The sequence below is a fragment of the Vibrio sp. AIC-3 genome (assembly GCF_013114515.1).
Lineage (GTDB): Bacteria > Pseudomonadota > Gammaproteobacteria > Enterobacterales > Vibrionaceae > Vibrio > Vibrio crassostreae_C.
On sequence record NZ_VTXG01000002.1, the window covers coordinates 1 to 20,103 of the forward strand.

Annotated in this window: 17 protein-coding genes and 2 pseudogenes; 12 read left to right on the forward strand and 7 right to left on the reverse strand. The window is 43.1% G+C overall.

Going from position 1 to position 20,103, the window contains the following annotated elements; all coding sequences use genetic code 11:
• The first annotated feature begins 426 nt into the window (after positions 1 to 426).
• The 4 genes from F0229_RS01670 (at position 427) to F0229_RS01685 (ending at position 4,066) form a co-directional block, all read left to right on the forward strand.
• Positions 427 to 702 (forward strand): HU family DNA-binding protein, encoded by a 276-nt coding sequence (locus tag F0229_RS01670; protein ID WP_017059113.1) that lies wholly within the window; start codon positions 427 to 429, stop codon positions 700 to 702.
• Between the two features lie 25 nt (positions 703 to 727).
• Positions 728 to 871: a hypothetical protein gene (locus tag F0229_RS01675; RefSeq protein WP_017059112.1), complete on the forward strand. Its 144-nt coding sequence runs from the start codon at positions 728 to 730 to the stop codon at positions 869 to 871.
• Positions 872 to 1,191: 320 nt separating this feature from the next.
• Positions 1,192 to 2,094 carry a VirK/YbjX family protein gene (locus F0229_RS01680; protein WP_133151375.1) on the forward strand — a complete coding sequence of 301 codons (903 nt, stop codon included), beginning with the start codon at positions 1,192 to 1,194 and terminating at the stop codon, positions 2,092 to 2,094.
• 268 nt (positions 2,095 to 2,362) lie between these two features.
• Entirely contained in the window at positions 2,363 to 4,066 is a 1,704-nt protein-coding gene (locus tag F0229_RS01685; RefSeq protein ID WP_017069644.1) for an FAD-dependent oxidoreductase, read from the forward strand.
• Between the two features lie 152 nt (positions 4,067 to 4,218).
• On the opposite strand, the gene F0229_RS01690 is transcribed toward F0229_RS01685, so the two are convergent.
• From F0229_RS01690 to pnuC, 3 genes are all read right to left on the reverse strand, one after another.
• Positions 4,219 to 4,899 (reverse strand): Crp/Fnr family transcriptional regulator, encoded by a 681-nt coding sequence (locus tag F0229_RS01690; protein WP_017072032.1) that lies wholly within the window; start codon positions 4,897 to 4,899, stop codon positions 4,219 to 4,221.
• Positions 4,900 to 5,024: 125 nt separating this feature from the next.
• Positions 5,025 to 5,753: a nucleoside phosphorylase gene (locus F0229_RS01695; protein WP_102320060.1), complete on the reverse strand. Its 729-nt coding sequence runs from the start codon at positions 5,751 to 5,753 to the stop codon at positions 5,025 to 5,027.
• Positions 5,754 to 5,761: 8 nt separating this feature from the next.
• On the reverse strand, positions 5,762 to 6,496 hold the full coding sequence (gene pnuC / locus F0229_RS01700) for a nicotinamide riboside transporter PnuC (protein WP_017069647.1): 735 nt from the start codon (positions 6,494 to 6,496) through the stop codon (positions 5,762 to 5,764).
• A gap of 364 nt (positions 6,497 to 6,860) precedes the next feature.
• On the opposite strand from pnuC, the gene F0229_RS01705 reads away from it, so the two are divergent.
• Positions 6,861 to 7,064, forward strand: a complete 204-nt coding sequence (locus F0229_RS01705) for a hypothetical protein (RefSeq protein ID WP_017059106.1) — start codon at positions 6,861 to 6,863, stop codon at positions 7,062 to 7,064.
• A gap of 42 nt (positions 7,065 to 7,106) precedes the next feature.
• On the opposite strand, the pseudogene F0229_RS21815 reads toward F0229_RS01705, so the two are convergent.
• A pseudogene (locus F0229_RS21815) lies at positions 7,107 to 7,262 on the reverse strand (ABC transporter substrate-binding protein); the annotation flags it as partial.
• A gap of 7 nt (positions 7,263 to 7,269) precedes the next feature.
• Positions 7,270 to 7,719 (reverse strand): PaaI family thioesterase, encoded by a 450-nt coding sequence (locus F0229_RS01710; protein ID WP_017065470.1) that lies wholly within the window; start codon positions 7,717 to 7,719, stop codon positions 7,270 to 7,272.
• Between the two features lie 34 nt (positions 7,720 to 7,753).
• On the opposite strand from F0229_RS01710, the gene F0229_RS01715 reads away from it, so the two are divergent.
• Positions 7,754 to 8,032, forward strand: coding sequence for a DUF134 domain-containing protein (locus tag F0229_RS01715; RefSeq protein ID WP_029235478.1), 279 nt, complete (start codon positions 7,754 to 7,756; stop codon positions 8,030 to 8,032).
• Positions 8,033 to 8,095: 63 nt separating this feature from the next.
• On the opposite strand, the gene nqrM is transcribed toward F0229_RS01715, so the two are convergent.
• Positions 8,096 to 8,293, reverse strand: coding sequence for a (Na+)-NQR maturation NqrM (gene nqrM / locus F0229_RS01720; protein ID WP_171732106.1), 198 nt, complete (start codon positions 8,291 to 8,293; stop codon positions 8,096 to 8,098).
• On the reverse strand, positions 8,290 to 8,736 hold the full coding sequence (locus tag F0229_RS01725; RefSeq protein ID WP_171732107.1) for a NifB/NifX family molybdenum-iron cluster-binding protein: 447 nt from the start codon (positions 8,734 to 8,736) through the stop codon (positions 8,290 to 8,292). Before F0229_RS01725 ends, nqrM begins: the two co-directional genes overlap by 4 nt.
• A 474-nt stretch (positions 8,737 to 9,210) precedes the next feature.
• Between F0229_RS01725 and F0229_RS01730 the strand changes: the two are divergent.
• From F0229_RS01730 to F0229_RS01755, 6 genes and pseudogenes are all read left to right on the forward strand, one after another.
• Positions 9,211 to 9,933: pseudogene (locus F0229_RS01730) on the forward strand (DUF1007 family protein).
• A 94-nt stretch (positions 9,934 to 10,027) separates the two neighbouring features.
• Entirely contained in the window at positions 10,028 to 11,125 is a 1,098-nt protein-coding gene (locus tag F0229_RS01735; protein WP_171732108.1) for a nickel/cobalt transporter, read from the forward strand.
• 489 nt (positions 11,126 to 11,614) lie between these two features.
• Positions 11,615 to 13,132 (forward strand): triacylglycerol lipase, encoded by a 1,518-nt coding sequence (locus F0229_RS01740; RefSeq protein ID WP_171732109.1) that lies wholly within the window; start codon positions 11,615 to 11,617, stop codon positions 13,130 to 13,132.
• Between the two features lie 12 nt (positions 13,133 to 13,144).
• Positions 13,145 to 15,151 carry a choice-of-anchor X domain-containing protein gene (locus F0229_RS01745; protein ID WP_171732110.1) on the forward strand — a complete coding sequence of 669 codons (2,007 nt, stop codon included), beginning with the start codon at positions 13,145 to 13,147 and terminating at the stop codon, positions 15,149 to 15,151.
• Positions 15,152 to 15,620: 469 nt separating this feature from the next.
• The gene (locus F0229_RS01750) at positions 15,621 to 16,115 is read left to right on the forward strand and encodes a YcxB family protein (RefSeq protein ID WP_017059097.1); all 495 of its coding nucleotides are present in this window, start codon (positions 15,621 to 15,623) and stop codon (positions 16,113 to 16,115) included.
• A gap of 814 nt (positions 16,116 to 16,929) precedes the next feature.
• Entirely contained in the window at positions 16,930 to 20,001 is a 3,072-nt protein-coding gene (locus F0229_RS01755) for an HD domain-containing phosphohydrolase (RefSeq protein ID WP_171732111.1), read from the forward strand.
• Positions 20,002 to 20,103 lie beyond the last annotated feature (102 nt).

Below are 20,103 nucleotides of genomic sequence, written 5' to 3' on the forward strand. Positions count from 1 at the left end.
TCACCTCACGGTGAACACCCTTGCATAGGCTAACGGTTCTCGCTCGACTGAGCCCGTAGAGGACTTTCACCTCCTAGATCAACGCCATGCTCGGCGCACCAACATGAAGCCCAGCAATTAAGCTGGGCTTCTTTGTTTTTACTCTTTCGTTATCAACGTGATAGATGACAGCTTCGATTTGGATTATGAATCGAACGGGCAACCCTAATGCTCTTTTCTCAAGTAAATTTGGGCAACATGTCTATAAACCAATAATAATCAATGAATTGCATTGATTGAACCGACAGATGCTTTTATAGTCAATTCTGTTGGTTACTTTACAAAGCTCTACCCGCTCACTGACATTATTTCAATTGCTGTTGATAAGATCGCATAAGCTAGGTGCTAAAGGTAGACGCCAGCCGTACTCAATAAGGAATATAGATTATGAACAAATCTCAATTAGTTGAACACATCGCGACTTCTGCAGACATCTCAAAAGACCAAGCAGGCACAGCACTAAATGCGCTAGTTGAAGGTATCTCTACTTCGCTTGCGAACGGTGATGACGTATCGATCCTTGGATTTGGTAGCTTTAAAGTTAACTCTCGAGCTGCTCGCACTGGTCGTAACCCGCGAACCGGAGAAGAGATTCAGATTGCCGCATCAAAGACGCCAGCATTTAAAGCGGGCAAGGCACTAAAAGAGACGTGCAACCTGTAACACAAAAAACACAAGGAAGATTACGATGACGACTAAGGAAAAAGCGAAAACGAGCCGAAGCAAAAAAGCAGGCAAGTCGACTAAAGCGCAAGCCGAAACGCCTAAGACTCGTCAACGCATTGAAGAGCTTCTCGAAGAGCGTGAACTGGCTAAACTGTTAGAACTTTAATTTATATAAGAACTAAAATTTAGGTTTAAGCAAGGTGATAGTTTGTTATCGTTCTAATGCCACTGCAGATTTGTAGTGGCATTTTTGATTTAGGAGCAAGCGCCTCTAATAAATAACATTGATACCCCTCCCCACTAAAGCGACAAACACATCTGTCCAAAATCTGAACGCTAAGTAACTGATTGAGTTACATAGCTATACATATCCATACTTACCCAAATCACCTTTTTCACTATCATCATTTTCTTGTTATTGGTGAGATTATTGGAAGGGTTCATGACACGACTATGTTCGAGCAATCCTTCTTCTTTGAGGTGATTATGAATGTCGTTCGCATGGGGATTGAAGCAAATACCCATAAAAATAAGGGTAAGTACAAAGCGATAGTTAAGTTTACTATTCGAGCCCTGTTTTATTATTCAGCTACTCGAAAAATGAGTAATAATTTCAACTCTGAAGAGAGAAAGTTATTATTTATCAAGCAACCCAACTTCCTTTCTAAATTTGTGACTCCCTACTTATGTACTGGCTTTAGCAATAAAGAAAAGATCGATATCTTATCCAAACACTACGACTGGTTTGAAAACACCTTCGCAACAGAAGCTAGACACCAAATCTATAACGAAAGGCTCAATCTTTTAAAACTTGAGATAGATGACAACGTTTATCTGGTTAATCTCAGCTTCGAAAGAAACGCGAGAAAAGAAGGTGAACTGACAATTTCATTGACCAACTCTCAACTCGAAAAAATGTATACCATTTCGTTTACTGTTTTCGACAACAACATCTACATCGGCGGTATACAGGGTGGCGCCAATGACAATGGATTTAGCCGCACATTCACCAAAGCTTTTTACGGTTTAAGACCTAAATCCTTCATGGTAGAAACACTACGACTGCTCGCTATTAACTTGGGTATCGACAATATCTATGCGGTAAAAGAGTCTGGTCATGTCTCGAACTCATTACGCTACGGTAAGAAAAACAAAGACATCAGCCTTAAATACGACAGTCTGTGGGAAGAGCACGATGGACAGGTGCATGATAACTATTTCTATCGTCTCCCGACAAACCCGAACAGGAAAGATCTTGAAGCTCTAAAACGTCAAAAGCGTAAGTTGTATCGCGAGCGTTATGCCTGGCTAGATCTGTATGAACAAGATCTGAAGAACGTAATCAGTCAGCACATCCATGATCCTGTTCATTATGCTCATGACAGTTAATTTGGCTAACCTGTACTCGACTCGCTAACGCGTATTACCTTTACTAGCGTGCTTTAGTCTAATCACAGCCCTTGGACCAAACGCTCAATCCCGAGGTGATAGCTTTAAAATAAATATTAGACAATGCTAATTTACATCTTTATAGTATCTAGGTATTTCGAAAACTACTCAATCGCCGGCGACCAGCCAGTACTGATCATTAAGAAGATACAAGCTCTATGCTCGGCAATTTGTATAGTTAAACTTAGAGACAGTAATAGGTAAACGTATGACTAAAATTGTAATCATCGGTGGCGTAGCTGGAGGTGCATCCGCCGCCGCGCGGGCTCGTCGCTTGAATGAAGATGCCGAAATCATCATGTTCGAAAGAGGAAGTTTCGTCTCGTTCGCCAATTGCGGCTTGCCATACCACATAGGTGGCGACATTAAGGACAGAAGCAAGCTCCTCCTGCAAACTCCGGAAAGCTTCTTAGCTCGATTTAACGTTGATGTTCGTGTGATGAACGAAGTCATCTCCATTGATCGACACAACAAGCAGGTTACTGTTAAGAACCTATTGGATAATAGCGAGTATACTGAAAGCTACGACTTCTTGCTCCTTAGCCCAGGCGCAGGTCCTATCGTACCGCCAATCCCTGGTATTGATAACCCACTAACCCATTCGCTACGTAACATTCCAGACATGGATCGTATCATTCAAACGATCCAGATGAACAAGCCAGAACACGCAACGGTTGTCGGTGGTGGATTCATCGGTCTAGAAATGATGGAAGCCTTCCACCAATTGGGAATTAAAACCACGCTAATTGAGATGGCAGATCAGGTGATGACACCTGTCGACCGTGAAATGGCTGGTTTTGCTCACGCTGAAATTCGCGAGAAAGGTATTGACCTTAAACTAGGCGTTGCTCTTCAAGCGATCGAGTACATGCCGAATGAGCAGATAGCCAGCATCGGCTCTGGTGAAGATACTGAACATCAGCATATTGAAGGTGAACTAAATCTTACTCTCAGCAATGGTGAATCGCTAACCACTGATATCTTAATCATGGCTATCGGTGTGCGCCCTGAGACTAAGTTGGCCAAAGAAGCAGGACTTCAAATTGGTGAACTAGGTGGTATCTACACCAATGAAATGATGCAGACCAGCGATTCTAGCATCTACGCTGTGGGTGATGCGGTGGAAGAAAAAGACTTTGTAACAGGTGCACAAACTCTAGTTCCGCTTGCTGGCCCTGCTAACCGTCAAGGTCGTATGGCTGCCGACAATATGCTTGGACGCAGTGAAACCTATCAAGGTACACAAGGCACGGCTATCTGTAAGATTTTTGACCTCGCCGTTGCCTCAACAGGGAAAAATGAAAAACAGTTGAAGCGTGAAGGCGTCGACTATGAAAAAGTCTATGTGCATACCGCAAGTCACGCTAGCTACTATCCTGGCGCTGAGATTGTCTCGTTCAAGATGTTATTCGCCCCTAAGACAGGGAAAATACTAGGTGCGCAAGCCGTCGGTAAAGATGGCGTTGATAAACGCATTGATGTTATGGCAGTAGCTCAACGTGCAGGTATGACCGTTGATCAGCTTCAACACCTTGAATTAACCTATGCACCACCTTACGGGAGTGCCAAAGATGTGATCAACCAAGCCGCATTTGTTGCCAACAATATTATTAAAGGTGACGCGACACCTATTCATTTCGATGAGATTGCAACATTAAGCGACAACCAACTCCTACTCGATGTTCGTAACCCTAGCGAACTAGAAAATGGTGGCTTTATTGAAGGCGCAATCAACATTCCTGTCGACCAACTGCGTGATCGAATGAGTGAGCTCCCAGCAGACAAAGAGATTGTAATCTACTGCCAAGTCGGGTTACGTGGTAACGTGGCTTATCGCCAACTCGTCAACAACGGCTTTAAAGCACGCAACTTAATCGGTGGTTATAGAACACTCATGTATGCAAAAGCTTAAGGATTAATACTTAGTCGCCGGTAATGGTGCGCGGACACTTACGGGCTAGTTGCTAGTTGCTGAGAGAAAGTCGCTCATAAATAGATGCGAGTAGTTAATAGTAAACATTGAAAAACCGAGCTTGGCATTTAAGTAAGTGCCAAGCTCTTTTATTATTCGTAGGAGTCAATAAAAGCTTGCAGTGCTCGCTGATCGACAATTTCTAACCCTTGATCTCCTTTTCTGATGAAACCCTTGTCTAATAGGTCTTTAACCGCTCTTCGATACACTCTGCTCGATGTGCCAAAACGTTCCGCTTCTTGATTCACTTTATCGAAACCGCCTAACACAGTATTTGTCTGACTTTGAACCAATAAGTCGTAGGCAATGTTGTAGGTAATTGAGTGTAAAAGACGATTAGTGTAAATGCCCATAGAGTCTTGATAATCTTCCGCTAATGCAGAGGCGAAAAAGAACATCATCTCCGGATTTTCATGTAGCGCTTCTGATAGTTTCTGGATACAAATAACATCAACTTGCATGTGTTCATCAGCCACTACGTTCCACTGACAAGGGGTCTGCGTGAAAAACTCCATCTCACCGAAGATATGATAATCACAATTCACTTCGCCCAATTGAAAGCGTCGCCCATTAGCCGCCGAAATACTCATAGAGACTCTTCCAGCGGGCACTACATAAAGATACTGAAGCTGCTCACCTTGACGTAGGATTTCATCATTTTGATTGAAGTAACGAGAGTTAACTTGGTGTTGGTAGATGAGATCTCTAAATTCAGAGCTTTTTTGTTCTAAGTAGTTTTTAAAGCGTCCGCTTGAGTATGGTGCAATCTTCATACTTACTCTCTCATTGCATTACTGCTGTTTATATTCAAACGATTGTAACCACTTAAACCACAGGAGAGAACCCAATAAAAAAGCGACGGTCTCCCATCGCTTTCGTCTTGCATTTATTCAGGCTCTTATTGAGTAATTAATGCTTCCAGTGCCGCTAATGACGCTAGCCGCTCTCCTTGCATCATTACCTCTGCCTCATCGACATATTGCCCAACGCCCTCCTTTACATCTTGTTCGTACAAGACAACATTGTTCAAGATAGAAGCGACATTAAGCCCTCTCAAGCGTCCCACGGTAAACAGCGCGGATGTTTCCATGTCTGCACCTAAAATGCCTTTGCCATTCCAGTACTGACAAAGCGCCTTCTCGTCATCGGTATAAAAACTGTCGTGTGAGCGTACCGTGCCCAAATAGTAAGGTGTTGTTTGCTGCTGCAAGAACTTGTCTAGCTCTTTAAGCAGAGAGAAGCTTGCATAGGCGGGATACGACGGCTTAACGTAAGCGGTAGAACCACCCTCATCGCGAACCGCGCCCTCTGCAATAATTAGCTCACCAAGCCCGATATGTGACTGCATCGCACCTGCAGACCCTACTCTGATGATATGAGTCACACCACAAAACTTAAGTTCTTCTACCGCAATGATCATTGAAGGTGCGCCAATACCAGTGCTGCAAACCGATATCGCTTTACCTTGATATTGACCAGTGAAGATTCGATATTCACGGTTTTCAGAGACCAGTTCAGCATGTTCAAGCAAGTTAGCGATTCGATTCGCTCTATCTGGCTCACCACAAACAATAACTAACGGAGCAATTTGCGTTTCATCAACGCAGATATGAGGTTGCTTTGCCATCTTCACTCCTAAGAAGCCGTTGCTTGAGTTAACGATTTATCACTGTTTCGTTTAGCTGTGCGTGCCCACTCACGAGTACCGTTTGCCGCAATAAACATTAAGATTGCGTATTGAACAGACATTGCGTACACACCCTGCGTCGCATAAATACCAACGCTGATAATGTTAATCACAATCCACAGTATCCAGTTTTCAACATACTTACGTGTCATAAGAACTTGAGCAACAATAGATAGAATGGTCATCGTGGCATCCCAGAATGGGAACGCATCCGGTTCAAGCACTGGCTCCGCTAAATCCGCACCAAATAGATTCAGGCTATCTACCGCGATGTTTGCTAGCGCAAAAAAGAATGGGTCGATGTACATAGTTAACAAAGCAATAGAAATCGCACACGCTACGGCCGTTGCTACTAGTTTATTTTGGCTCAACCAACGAACTTCTAGCGTTTCACCTTGCTCATTAGGACGTGTCCATGCGTACCAACCGTAAATGTTGGCGCAAAAGAAAAAGAGTTGTAGAAGTAACAGTCCGTATAACTGAATTTGGAAAAAGATAACCGCGAATAAGGTGACATTCAGCAATCCGAACAGGTAGTTAATGGTTTTTTCTTGGCTTGCAAACCAAATACACAACAGACCAAACACGGTGCCGAATGCTTCAATCCAGCTCATTGCGTAGCCATCCCCTATTGGGATATTGACTAAAGTATTGTTGATATCAAGTAGAGCGAATAGGTCCATAGATGTGTCCTTTATTATTTGTTTTAGTGGCACCTATTTTATTGCGCCTCTCCAAATAAAAAGGAGGACATTTGTCCCCCCTAGAATGCATGCGATCATAAATCAGAATATTAAATCCGGAAAATCAATTTCACGGGAAGATGTCATAGCCCTCCCACAGTCTCGAACTCGAAACTCCAGCACCAGAACAGCCCCCTTCCAAAAACGAAATTTTAGCTTACTGGCTTAACGCCGATATCGCATTGACGGTTACGTTTGAGAAGCGCATGATTTTATCTTGAGCAGAATCGTTGTCTGGCGTGTTAACCGTGTAATCGCCCCAAAACTCGTTCTGTGCAACGTACTCAATTGAATGGCAGGTCACATGAATAAAGTAATTATGTTAGTAATGGGGCTGCTTTTTACCAGTCGATTGTTTGCCAGTATTGTTCCTCATGTTGGTCAACTTGAGCATGATGCGCCTATTCTCCTTCGCTCGGCATTGATTGTAGGGGTTGCGGCTTACGCAGTTTGGAGTGCATTTAAATACTTCAAAAAGATCAAGGCCTCAGACTCAGATCAACTGTAACGGCGAAAGTCCAAAAGCTTTTGAATAAGCCTCTAATTTCGATTACTGATCTGCGAAATAATCGACCAAGATTTTACGCCACTTTCGTGACTCACGAATCTTCAACAGGGCGCGGTTAATCTCTTCTTCGTACACGTTATTTTCAGTGATTATGAAACCGTAGTTGGACTTTTATAACTGATAAAACAACACCGCTATACCAAGCTTAAGTTTGATAGCTAGAAACTGACATAAACTGACTTTGTGCCGACGAACATAACTTTCCGCACTGAGTAATCTGGCTTTCTAGGAAGTAGATATTACGTCTACTTTTCACCCACTGGGCACGAACTTCCAGTTCTTGACCAATCAAAATCGGATGATGAAAACGAGAGGTTAAACTCACCGTCATCGCCTTGATATCATTCTGAAATAGACAATGCAACATCGCGCTGTCATGCAGTGTAGTGACAATGCCACCTTGCATGATGCCATCGTAGCCCTCAGCTTTATCTGTTGGTACAATCTTGGCTCTGGTTTTATATTTAGCTACTGCCTCATGCTTAGTTAAAGTGTCATGCTCGCCAATAGCTTCAAAACAAATGGCGCTGTCGTTGAAAAAACCTTGGCTGCACACTTGGCAACGCCGATGATTGTGTGGAATGAAAACCTTCATACTTACCTTTACCCATAGATTGCTAGAGATTGATATGGCTCGACCAAAAAAACATCGCCAGTTGTGTACCCGTACGGCTTACTCTTGTTTTAAGCCCAATGGTGTTCCTATGGACGAGCTTCATAAAGAAGAATTGCTATTGGAAGAGCTCGAAGCCTTGCGCTTGGCTGATCAAGAAGGCCTGAGCCAGCTTGAAGCCGCTGAACAAATGCAGGTGTCTCGCCAAACGTTCGGCAACATTATCAAGCGTGCACGAGCTAAAGTCGCCAAGTGCATCGTCAATGGTCACGCGTTGGTGATTCAAAGTAGTTAATTAACGTGTTAGCCAGAAGTTATTTAACTCAGTGAGCGAGAACTCTGATGCTTACTTCGATACTTAGCTTGATGGCTCAGTAATCTGATACAGCTTTTTGCTTTGCCCTTCACACACACCCTTGCAATTGCATTCACGCTCAATATCTAACTGCGCCAATCCTCCACAGCTGCCTTTGATTGGCTTGCGCGAAAAAATCACGCCTATCGCCATCAATGTAACGACTCCGACAAACCCCAATAGCGTCAACAAAAAGGTCATTGTCGGAACCCTCGAATAGCACCCAGCTGATTAGGCTGTACCATTAGAATCGAAGCTTGTTTTTTGTGCCCGTTTTCGCCGCACGTTTTATTGCCACACCCACTATTTCTCGGCTCGCGACCATAATCGAGATCGGTCACTTCCCGTAGATTGTCGAAATCCAAAGCCCCGATTTCTGCCTTACCTGTCGATACCAAGACTCGAATATCGTTATTGAACAAGTGCGCCAGCATCTTCTTACCAATATAACGAACCACCACAGATTTCACATCGTAAGAACGGAGAACCGAAATCCATTGCTTCTTTTTATTGCAAGAGGTGTCGGAGTCAATCAAAGGAACAATCTGTTTTATCTGTCGTTGTTCATCGACAATCGCGATCTGTGGGGAACGAGCAAAGTGGTTGCCAACATGAAGGTCGCGACAAGGTACTGCGTATAACATAGTAACTTCCTGTTATTGATGATCAGGAGTTCAGCATACGCCCCATTATTGGCATATGCCAGTAACTATCATGTGAAAAATAAGATTTACTGGATCGATAACTAAGATCACAAGCACCCAAACTTACCGTCATCTTCAGCCTATCTCAGTTACCTTTCAAATAACCATATATACTAGGGGGTAGTATTTTTACTGGGGGTATTTTTGCGTTGTTAATGCCTGTTATCAAGAGCCAAGCTCAAACCCATTACAAAAAGGCCTCGCACAACCGAGAGCTTAATCGACTATTCAACGTCACACACTAGTCTGAATAATGTCGAATTAGGGACCAATCAAAGATGTTTATAGGAAAAATAGGTTGGATTGAAAATCAAGAATTGCAGTCGGCTTCAATGTAAACAAGCTTATAATTTGAAGTGAACAACGCATCGGGTTGTTATAATATAACATCACACTAAATTACCATCATTTCTCATGAAACAGCCATTTATTCTAATCGATGTCATCAATCGCCTCTCCACACGCTATGTAAGCCGTTTCTCGACATGCTTTCGCTCTCTCAAGGGCTTGACTGTTGGCCTAGCATTATTGTGTTTTGCGCCAAATCTATATGCCCACCCTCACTCTTGGATAGAGATGAAAACTCATATTGAGGGAGAGAATGGCATGATCACCGGTCTCTCTATGGAGTGGTCTTTTGATGCAATGACCTCGATGTACATGTTGGATGGAGAAGACGTCTCTGCCGATACAGAAACTGAAACATTCAAAAAGCTCGCTGCGTCTGTAATCGAAAACATGATGTACGAGCACTACTTCACGTACTTTTATGATGGTGAAGAGCCCATCAAATATCAGGTGGTTGAGAACGCAAAGTTTGAGCGTGATAAAGCCAAGATGGTTCTAACATTTGACCTACCACTTTCTAAACCTAAGCCTGTGACACGAAACTCGCTTCGCGTATTGATTTTTGACCCTAGTTACTTTGTCGACATGTCGTGGCTATCCAACAGCGACGTGACATTGTCACCTTAACTAGCAAGACAATGCCATTTAGAATTAATCGAGCCTAACCCGACGCCAGAGCAAATGAGTTATGCAATGTCTTTACCTGTCGATGCAGATCCAGATAACACGCTAGGCCAACTGTTTACACAATCGGTTGAGCTTCATTGTGCGGCGGTTCCCGCTTCTTAGTCGCAGTGGTTCGTTTCAGCCTTTAAGTCAGCGTCTAGCTGATTAAGCATGGCAACTAATTAACAGAAAGATTTCAGATATAGGTTCTTGTTAAATGAAGAAAAATCAATCCAAAATCAATCACTACCTCATTGGTGCTGGCGCGTTCGTGCTTATTGCTATTGGTGCGTATCAACTGTGGTCCATGTGGCCATCGTTAGTTATCTCTAGCATTCAATGGCAAAGAGAAGTCAATTCAGAACTTGCAGACCTGCTCTATGAAGCTAAATCCAACCCATGGGGCGCAGGCAGTTACCTTATCGGGTTCAGCTTTATCTATGGCATGCTTCATTCTTTGGGGCCTGGGCACGGCAAAGTTATCGTGTCGACTTACTTAGCGACTCACCCAACCAAAGCCAAGGCGAGTTTAGTGCTTACGGTCGTCTCCGCTTTTTTACAAGCATTGGTCGCAATCTTACTAGTAAGCGTGTTGCTGTGGGGCTTTAGTGCTTCCATGCGAGTAGTGAATGACAAAGCGAATATGTTTGTTTCATTAAGCTTTGCCTTAGTCGCGGTCGTCGGCGCGCTTATATGTTGGAAGGCTTTGAAAAACATCTACACCGCTATGCGTAAGCCTAAGCTGAAAGTGAAAGCCATCACTACACTCGCAACAGACACAGCTGCGACAATTTCAGCGCGTTCGCCAATGGCACTTCGTTCATCAATATCAGCCCCTTCTCCGATAATCGACGCTACTAGCACAATGCAAGCCGCAGCTAACACTCATGCAGATCATTCTCATGCCGACTGTGGGTGCAGCCACCAGCATGTAGCCGATGCAGACGCAATCAACAAAGCCTCAACGCTCCGAGAATATGCTGGAATTATAGTGACGATTGGCGTAAGACCGTGCACCGGAGCCATCATGGTACTGCTTTTCGCAAACATGGTTGGCCTATATTGGATGGGTGTTGTCAGTGCTTTTGCCATGGCGATTGGTACTGCTTTCACAACCTCGACGATTGCTATAATGACACTAACAGGCAAGAACTTGGTAAAATGCTATTTGGCAGCAGGTAACAAGAATAACAGTGCTTCACTAAAAGCCGCAGGTCATTATTTACAGCTATTCGGTGGTGTTTTACTTGTCTTAATTGGCTTGTTGCTAATGAGTGGACAAGACAGCGGTATGTCGCCTGTTTTCACTATGTAGCGAACGATGTAATAACAAACCTCAGTTTATTGCGACCTTTACCATTTTTACTAAAAAACACTAGCCCTTATCTCTCAAATCTGAATTAACAGCCACATAATTTCTACTAACCTAACTTTGCACAGCCAGTTAGGTTAGTAGTCAGCCATTCAGAACAGCGCGCTCTATGTAGTTCTGTAACAAACCTACATCCAACTTTGATTTTCCTATTCTTAGCTACTCTTTCATAAACTAACTTAGATTGTTCTAACAATATTAGAGCACTATCCCCCTCCTTTTGAAAATAAGGACATATCTTCCGCAACCCAGAAACTACGATCGCACTCTTCCTATTTTGAAAAAAAATAGAGCAGCAGTTTTATCAATTGAGTAACAAGCCGAAATTATACCCAATAAATTTCACATCAAACTCCAAGCCTTTACCTTACAACTACAGATAGAGCTTTCTTCAACCAAATTCTTGGATAACCTATACTCAAAGGTAAACAAATGAAACTATACATTCCGAGCGCCACGCTCAGTGTTTTGTTACTTTCTCCGAGTTTCGCGAGTGCCGAAGATATACCTGATTCACACGAATTGCGTAATTTCTCGATGCGTTCACAAAGCTCTGGGATAGCCCCACCGCAAGAAGTACTCGGCGTTTATGTTGTCAATTCTGGTCCTGGTCTGGATACCGGTTGTACCTATGCTTCTGGCGGACCTCTACTTATCTCTTTACCTGTTCCTATGGTTGTCAGCCCCAACGTTTTACAAAGTGACGGGAGAATTGCCCCAAGTAAACTGGGCGATATGCAGCAAAAAGGCGTTCTCGGTTCTAACGCAAGGATTAGCATGCCGGTCTTCGACATAGACTCCAATGCCAACGTCAGTAATATTGCTCCAGAAATAGATGTCGTATCTTTTAACGGAAAGTCTTTAGGTACGCTGCAAGGCTCTGATAACCGCTGGACGGATACTAACCTTCAAGTCGATATCAGTGATATCAAGTTCGGCCAAAACAATGAGATTCGCGTCGATATTGATACTGGCAATACGGGAGACAACTGGTGTATGTCTGTCGATTGGGTCTCAATCGAGTTTGATGTTGCCATTCCTGTGATTCTTGCTCATGGCATTGCTGCACAATCAGACACTTGGGATGATGATACGGCTCCAGGCGTGCTTTCTACACTTGATGACTATGGCATTCGTTATACTCGTTTCTCTGCTGACAAAAATGGAACCACAGCGACTAACGCTAATATCTTGAACAACAAAATTCAGGGTTTTCTCGATGAGTTGAAATCCGACAAAGTTCACGTCATTGCACACAGTAAAGGCGGGCTAGATACCCAAAACCTCAAAGCACTTAGCCCTTCCTTTGAGATAACCTCCCTTTCTACTTTCTCCACACCTCACCTTGGTAGCGTCGCAGCAGATTTGTCGGTGATAAAAATGGACCACTACGCCGATATCTACAGTAACGTCAGTACCGATCCAAATAATTACGCTGGCAAGTACATGCAACTCCCAAATATTCCGTTTGCGGGTCCTAAAATGCCTGGTATCCGTGATCTAACAACGGATACAGCATCAAACGCGATCCAAATGCGTACTCGCGGCAATATTGCAAATACATTTTCTATTGGGGCAAATGCCGATCTCAACCAAGACGGTGTTATTGAGAAAGATCCTGATATCGTTGGCCTATTCCCATGGGGATCGCGTTGGGCAGGCGTTAACGCTTGGCAGGCGCTAAGAAGCTTTAGTTCTGCGGCCTACCTCGATACTCAAACTCAATCGGTCACAATGCCAAGTGTGCATGGACCACAAGCTCATCCAATCACCATAGTCAGTTACCAAGCCATTCAAACAGTACCGCAAGAAAATGATGTTGTTGTGACCTTGGCAAGCGCTAACCCAAGTTATACCAATGCATTGGGTAACGTATTGGCTAACCACTCAACAATGAAAACGGGACAAAACGTTGAACGTTTTCTACAACAAATTATTTCAATGCGCTAAGGAGTGGCCACAATGAAATTCATCAAGCAATTAGTGATGGTGTTCAGTCTTTTCTGTACCTTCATCACACCGGCTATTGCCAGTAATGCAATACCCGTTGGGATGAGTACAAGCACGACACTATCTCAACCAGTGACTAGTAACGATAACGATAACGATAACGAAGTCACAATGCTATTTACCATCGACAAAGCGGAAGCCCTAAAAGCAGAAATCATCGTGCCGTTGGATGATGCAACCGTATATTTAGTCAAGCCTAACGGGCAAGTCGCAACATCATCCAATGATGTGCAAGCGAACATACTTTCAGGTGACACACAAAGTCCGCCGCTACCGGGCAGCTATTTATTTTTGCCTGAAGTAACTAACCCTGAACCTGGCGAATGGAAGATCGTCGTTGATTTTCCAAACCCAAGTTACAACACAGTAATTATTGCTCAGGTTGCGATCCAATCCCCTATTGCGTTTGGCATGGCGATAGCTGCAAACCAATTTGTGGTCGGTGAACCAGTTCCCGTTTCTGCATTACTGACAAACAAAGGGAATCCAATCACAGGTGCCCAAACCAGCGCAGTGATCATTGATGAAGCTGGAATAAAAACACGCCTGACGCTTAAAGATGAGGGTGTCAATTTCGATGCTATTGCTAAAGATGGTGTCTACAGCAATATTTTCGTTCCACCCGCTGAAGGGGATTATCTAATTGAAGGCATAACGTCTTTTGAAGAATATGGAACAACTATCACTCGCCAGACAAGTAAAAAAATCCACGTACTACCCTCTGACATTGAATTTGTCAGCCTCTCACTCGCTCCACTGTTTTCCTCTGAAGGCTGTGTTATTGCCTTAGATCAGCGCTTGGAACTTGATGTTAAATCCGCGGGGGATTTTGCCATTCATGGTTACCTCACCGATGGAATTGACGAGCTGAACACAAGCAAACGTCTGCAACTCAAACCTGCGAAGCAAATCGTCACTCTACAGTACTCAACTGAAGATATTTTTGGCGCGTTTGATTCAGCGTCTACTTTGACCTCCAACCCGACGATCATCTACGCAATCACTCAAGATGACATACGAATTTCAGCCCCTCGAATTCAGTTTGAAGAATTTATTGATTTAGCATCTTTTGAGCGTTGCCGCGAACCGATTGAAGTCACGGGGAGTTTAGTCACCACACCGACTATGTCGCAAGATGGAACCTACATTGATTCGCTGAGTTTTGAGTTTCCTATCCATGTTACGCGCAGTGGAACTTACACAGGTTCGGTAAATATCGTTGGTGCAGCCGGAGAGTATTTAGAGCTAGTGAGTTTCCAAGAACCGCTTGAGGCTGGCGAAAACACCATCAAGTTTACCGTTCCTGGTGACACGTTTAAGCAAGCCGATGGTCCTTATGAACTGAACGCACTGCTAATCTACAGTGGCGTTGACTCCTATCGACAAGGAGTTCTCGGTCAAACTCCACCATACCAAGCCTCTGATTTCAGTCCGCCAGTGAATGTGACCCTCCCCTCTAACCTATTCGGTTTGGAAAGAGAAAACTGGCAAGCAACCCCGGCAACACATGTCACGCAACATCGTATCGGTGGTTACTTAAGAGCGGGGGCTTCAATCCCATACGACTACGAAACACTAGCGAGTTTTGACTTAAGTGAGGTTCGAGGGAAAATTAAACAGGCAACGCTTATTGTTGATTTCGGAGATTCAACTCTTCAATTTCCATTCAACAATGTAACTGCGCATATCGTTAATCAAACTTGGTCTCCAAACACACTGGATTACGACACGTTCTGTGAGTCTTTTACAATATGTGCAGCATGGAGTAATCCACTCACTACATTCAACAACGTAGAAGCCGGTCAAACGCTTAGGTTTACCAACTCTAAACTATTAGAAGCATTAAATGAGAAGAGAGTGTCTGGGTTGAACAAACTAGATATTGCTCTTACCTCTTCTCCCTATGAAAGAAGTTTCTTCATTAACGTTAAGCAGGTGTCATTATTCATCGAGTACTGATCCTAAAACTGGGATCCTAAAACTGAAATAGAATAAGGCCATGCCCAAGGTATCGCTTTGGGTATGGCCTCTCAGAGTGAACGGTGATGAACTTTGCAAGCTTCATATATTTATTCTGTTAGAGCACCCTCAACAGCAGTGATAAAGCACACTAATCACTATAGACTCCATCAACCAACAAAATGAGATCGAAGTTTTATCCAAAAATGCCAGTAGTCCCAACAACCGGGTGACTCCACAGGTCTATCCATCCCATCACCAATTTTTTAGGTGACTTTAAAGATGCCCCTACACTAGTCTGATAGCTAAAGTTAGAATAGACCCGTTAAGTATCATCGATTTACAAAACAGAGCCAAAATATCTAAATAAAAACAGTGAGAAGCGATACAATAATCAAGTTGCAAAATTGCAGCGTGGGACACCTGCCCACTGACAGCCCATTCACAGAGAACCATAAAGTAGCCTCACATGTCTAAAGAACCCGGTTTCACTACAGAATACAAACTCGACAAGACGTTTTTCGCGGAGTGTTATGATCAAACTAGCCTTCCGACTCAATTTCCAAAAGCCTACTTAAAAGGAATACTGTTTCTTATTTTTGGTGTGGTTCTGCTGGAGTTTGAACTATTACCTAACGGCTATGTTGGCTGGTTCTTTATCGTTTTGAGTGTGATTGAAGCATTCAGTGTGTACTGCAAAAGAACCTGGTGGTTATGGCGACAAAAGATCAGCTCAGGCGCAGGCAGCAAAATTGTCTTTCAAGGTGACGCTAACGGAGTAAGTTACAAAAACCACAAAGCGACCAACACCATCGCGTGGAGTGACATCGACCAACTTGAGCAGACCGATCTTGGTTTTATCCTGCATATCGGTAAACAGCGCCAATATGTGAGTAAATCTTGTTTAAACGATGAAGCTATTGCCTTCATGATTGAACACCACGCCGCATCAAAAGCGAAATAACACCAATAAATGCCTGCTGACTTAGCAGGCATAATCGAGAAAGCTAAATACGGAACATTGTTATATAGCGTATGTGAGCGCTTATTTGCCGATATGCATGCAGGTTACACTTTAACTAGGGGCAATTTCCTTCTCGAAATTGCCCCTTCCATCGATTGCCCCTATTCATGAAAACCCTTGTTCATGTGCATCCCCCCCCACTGTTGAGACTAATATAAACTAGAGCATATATTAAGAGGGAGTTGCTGAAGGTTTATTGATGAATAATACATCAAAGAATTTGAGGTCACTCCACGCATAAATGATGTCTAGCGTGAAAACCTGAAATGCACACTATCTAATTCTCAAACCAAGAATATTTGGCCAAGGGAAACCAAAAGGCTAGCTAGTAACTCAGGGAACGAAGCTACTCAAGCTGCTTTATAAGTTGCTGGGTATTGAACGATACCTTTGTCTAAACTTGATCCTAGTGAAGTGAAAGTTTGAAGATCAGTTCCCTGGGAGGCGTCACTTGGTAACGAGAGTCGCCCATCTAACAACCGCTTTTGGCAGCGAAGTAATTTTGTTGATTTCGTATGACTTAACGAAGACATCATTCGACGTTATGTCCACCATAAATACAAGTAACAATGCGTAAAGCAGTAACAACTAGCGCGAGACTGAACAAACCTCCCCTTTTAGGGGGCACATAAAGCCGCCTTATTTAGAAGATGGTAATATACAATTTGATAGTAAATGACCACGCTGGGGCATAAAAATGAAACGTAGCGCTTCGCTAAAAAGCACATACTCAATCAAGTTTATAGTGAGCAGCATGTTCATGTTAGTAACTGCGCTTACAGCGATTTTTGCCATGGTTATGATGCATTATTTTGGGCAGAAAATGTCTCAGGAGCACGTCATCTCAAGGTTGAGCGTAGCAACTGCAGATGTGAGTGAATATATTCACCAAGTCGACAGCAATGCGATCAGTAGTACAAAAATGCTAAAGAGCTTCCTTTCTATGTCTGATCATGACTTTTCAGAGAAAGAAATTCTACAGTTGTTTGCGCAAATTCTGAGCGAAAATCCTTTTATCCAAAGCTTGTATGTGGGCAGTGAGAACGAAGACTTCTTTCAGATCATTAACCTCAAAAATTCAGTCACCATCCGAAACAAAATGAGTGCGGATAGCAATGACCGTTGGGCTATCGCAAAAGCGAAAGGCACCGGCACTGATCGACAGATGCTCGTTTCCTATGTTGATAGCGACTTTAAGGTTAATCGAACGGTAGTAAGCAAAACGTCCTTTTACCCTACTCGAAGACCATGGTTTGTCGAAGCAGTTGAAACCCAAGTTAATAAAACGGAACCTTACCTGTTCAAGAATATGAAGGTGACAGGCCAAAGTTATTCGATTCGTAGCGGCGAGGATGTTATCGGAATTGATGTTAAGCTTTCGACACTCAATGAGAAAATCGCAGCAACCGCATTAGGAATGAGTTTAGAGAGTGGTGTTGAATCGTTTATTTTCAATCATAAAGGTGAAGTGGTTGCGTCAAATATTTACCTAGAGCGCGATATTGAAATTCCTGAATCTGCACCGTTAACTCTTACCGAACCACAACGTGCGCTAGTAATGAACACTCCAGCCTTATTGGTTTCTAACCAAAATGACTGGGGACCTTACGATTTTTCTCAAGCTGGTGAACCGCAAGGTTTTGCTATTGATTTAATTGAAATTTTGTCGCAAAAAACTGGTTTAAAATTCGATTTTATTAATGGTTTTGAATCGAACTCGCTGTCCGAAAGATACTTAAGAGGCACTATCGATGTTTTGCACTCGGTGTCTGGTGAAGTGCCGCTATATGGCGAGCGAAGTGCACCAATGTACTCAACGAAATTAGCGATTGCAGGTAAAAAACAGCGTTCCATGCCTGTTTCACTGGAAAACGTTACAGCCAAAGTGGGAGTAGTTTTCGGGTTTGGTATGAAAGAGTGGTTGCAAGCTAATTATTCAGGCTTGAACATTGTTGAATTCAAAAGCTTAAGCGACGCAAAAGATGCGTTAGAGAAAGGCGAAGTGCCATACTTGGTCGATTCATTCCTAACGCTAGATGAGCTTAATAGTTTAGACAACACATCAGCAATAACGGTAAGAAAGTTGGATGCTCCCCCGGCTTCTTATCACATGTACATAAGCCAAAAATATGCTGGATTATTAGATGTACTCAATCTTGCCATAGAGTCTATTACGCCTGTTCAACGAGATGCGTTAGAACAAAAATGGCTAGAATCTAATCACTTGCGTGGCACATTCGTACCCTACCCAGAAGTGCTTCAGCTGGTGAAAGATACGTCCAACTACAATACTATTGTGAGACAAAGTATTGAAGGGAAAAACTATTTTGCTTACATAACACCTATATCGAGCTCAGTCGGTAGTGACGATTACTTTTCCGTCATTATCCCAGAAAAAATCATAACCAGTGCCGTCAACAAACGTTTGTTCAACTCTTTATTCATTAGTACATTGTTGATGTTAGGTCTTTTTCCTCTCGCGTGGCGACTGGGTAAACCGATGACTCGATCAATCTATGCACTTAAAGCAAGAACTAAGAAGATTCGTGCACGCAACTTTGATCAAGTTTGGCCAATGACAACCAGAGTCAAAGAAATTGATGAACTTTCCGAAGCCATGATGGAAATGATGGCTGAGATTCAATTGCACGAAAAACAACAAGAAGAATTCATCGAAGCGTTTATTCGCCTTATTGCTCAAGCGATCGATGATAAGTCACCGTACACAGCAGGACACTGTAATCGCGTTCCAGAAATTGGCATGATGCTGGCAAGTGCAGCTGAGAAATGCCAAAGCGGTAAGTTCAAAGACTTTGCTTTCCAAAATGATGCCGAACGAAGAGAGTTTCGTATTGCTGCCTGGTTGCATGACTGCGGAAAAATTACGACGCCAGAACATATTGTTGATAAGGGCACTAAACTTGAAGCGAACTACAACCGAATCAATGAAATTCGAACTCGGTTTGAAGTCCTACGGAGAGATGCAGAAATCGATTACTTAAACGTGTTATTGCACAGTGAGGTAAGTAAGGATAAAGCAAATGCCGAGTTTAAAGAAAAAGTACGCCAGTTGAACGATGACTTTGAGTTCCTTGCCAAGGCTAACATCGGTGGTGAATTCATGAGTGAAGATAAAGTTGCCCGAATTAAGCAAATTGCTGAGAAAACATGGTTACGTTACTTTGACGATCGCTTGGGTTTGTCGCCATTTGAAGAAATGAACAAACCCGAACAGGATTCGTCTCTACCAGTCATGGAAAAACTGCTAGAAGATAAACCTGAGCACATCATTAGACGTGTGCGACCCGTCGAATTCGAACCTGAGCATGGCATCCAAATGCAAGTTCCTGAGCATCAATACAACATGGGTGAGGTATACAATCTAACGATTTCACGTGGGACTTTGACACCTGAGGATCGTTTCAAAATCAATGAGCATATGATTAGTGGGATAAGAATGCTTGAAGCTTTGCCATTTCCACCTGAACTGAGCAATGTACCGCGCTATGCTTCCACGCACCATGAAACACTCAAAGGTAACGGTTATCCACGGAAATTGAATGCCGAGGATTTATCGATACCAGAACGTATATTGGTGATTGCAGACATATTTGAAGCGTTAACCGCAGGAGACCGGCCATACAAGAAAGCGAAGCCTGTGAGTATCGCTATCGATATAATGTATCAAATGGCAGTGGATGAGCATTTGGATATGGACTTATTCTTACTGTTCTTGGAGAGCGGAGTGTACCTCGACTACGCGAAGAAATTTATGCCGGAAGCACATGTTGACGAGGTCGACATTCAAAAATATCGATCTGACTAAACCGAAAAGGTTTCTAGTGGCATAGTAAATTTAGCTACCCAATTCAAAGGTGATGTATAATCAGCGCAATACTTAAAGCAGCGACCTGATCCATAAAAGATG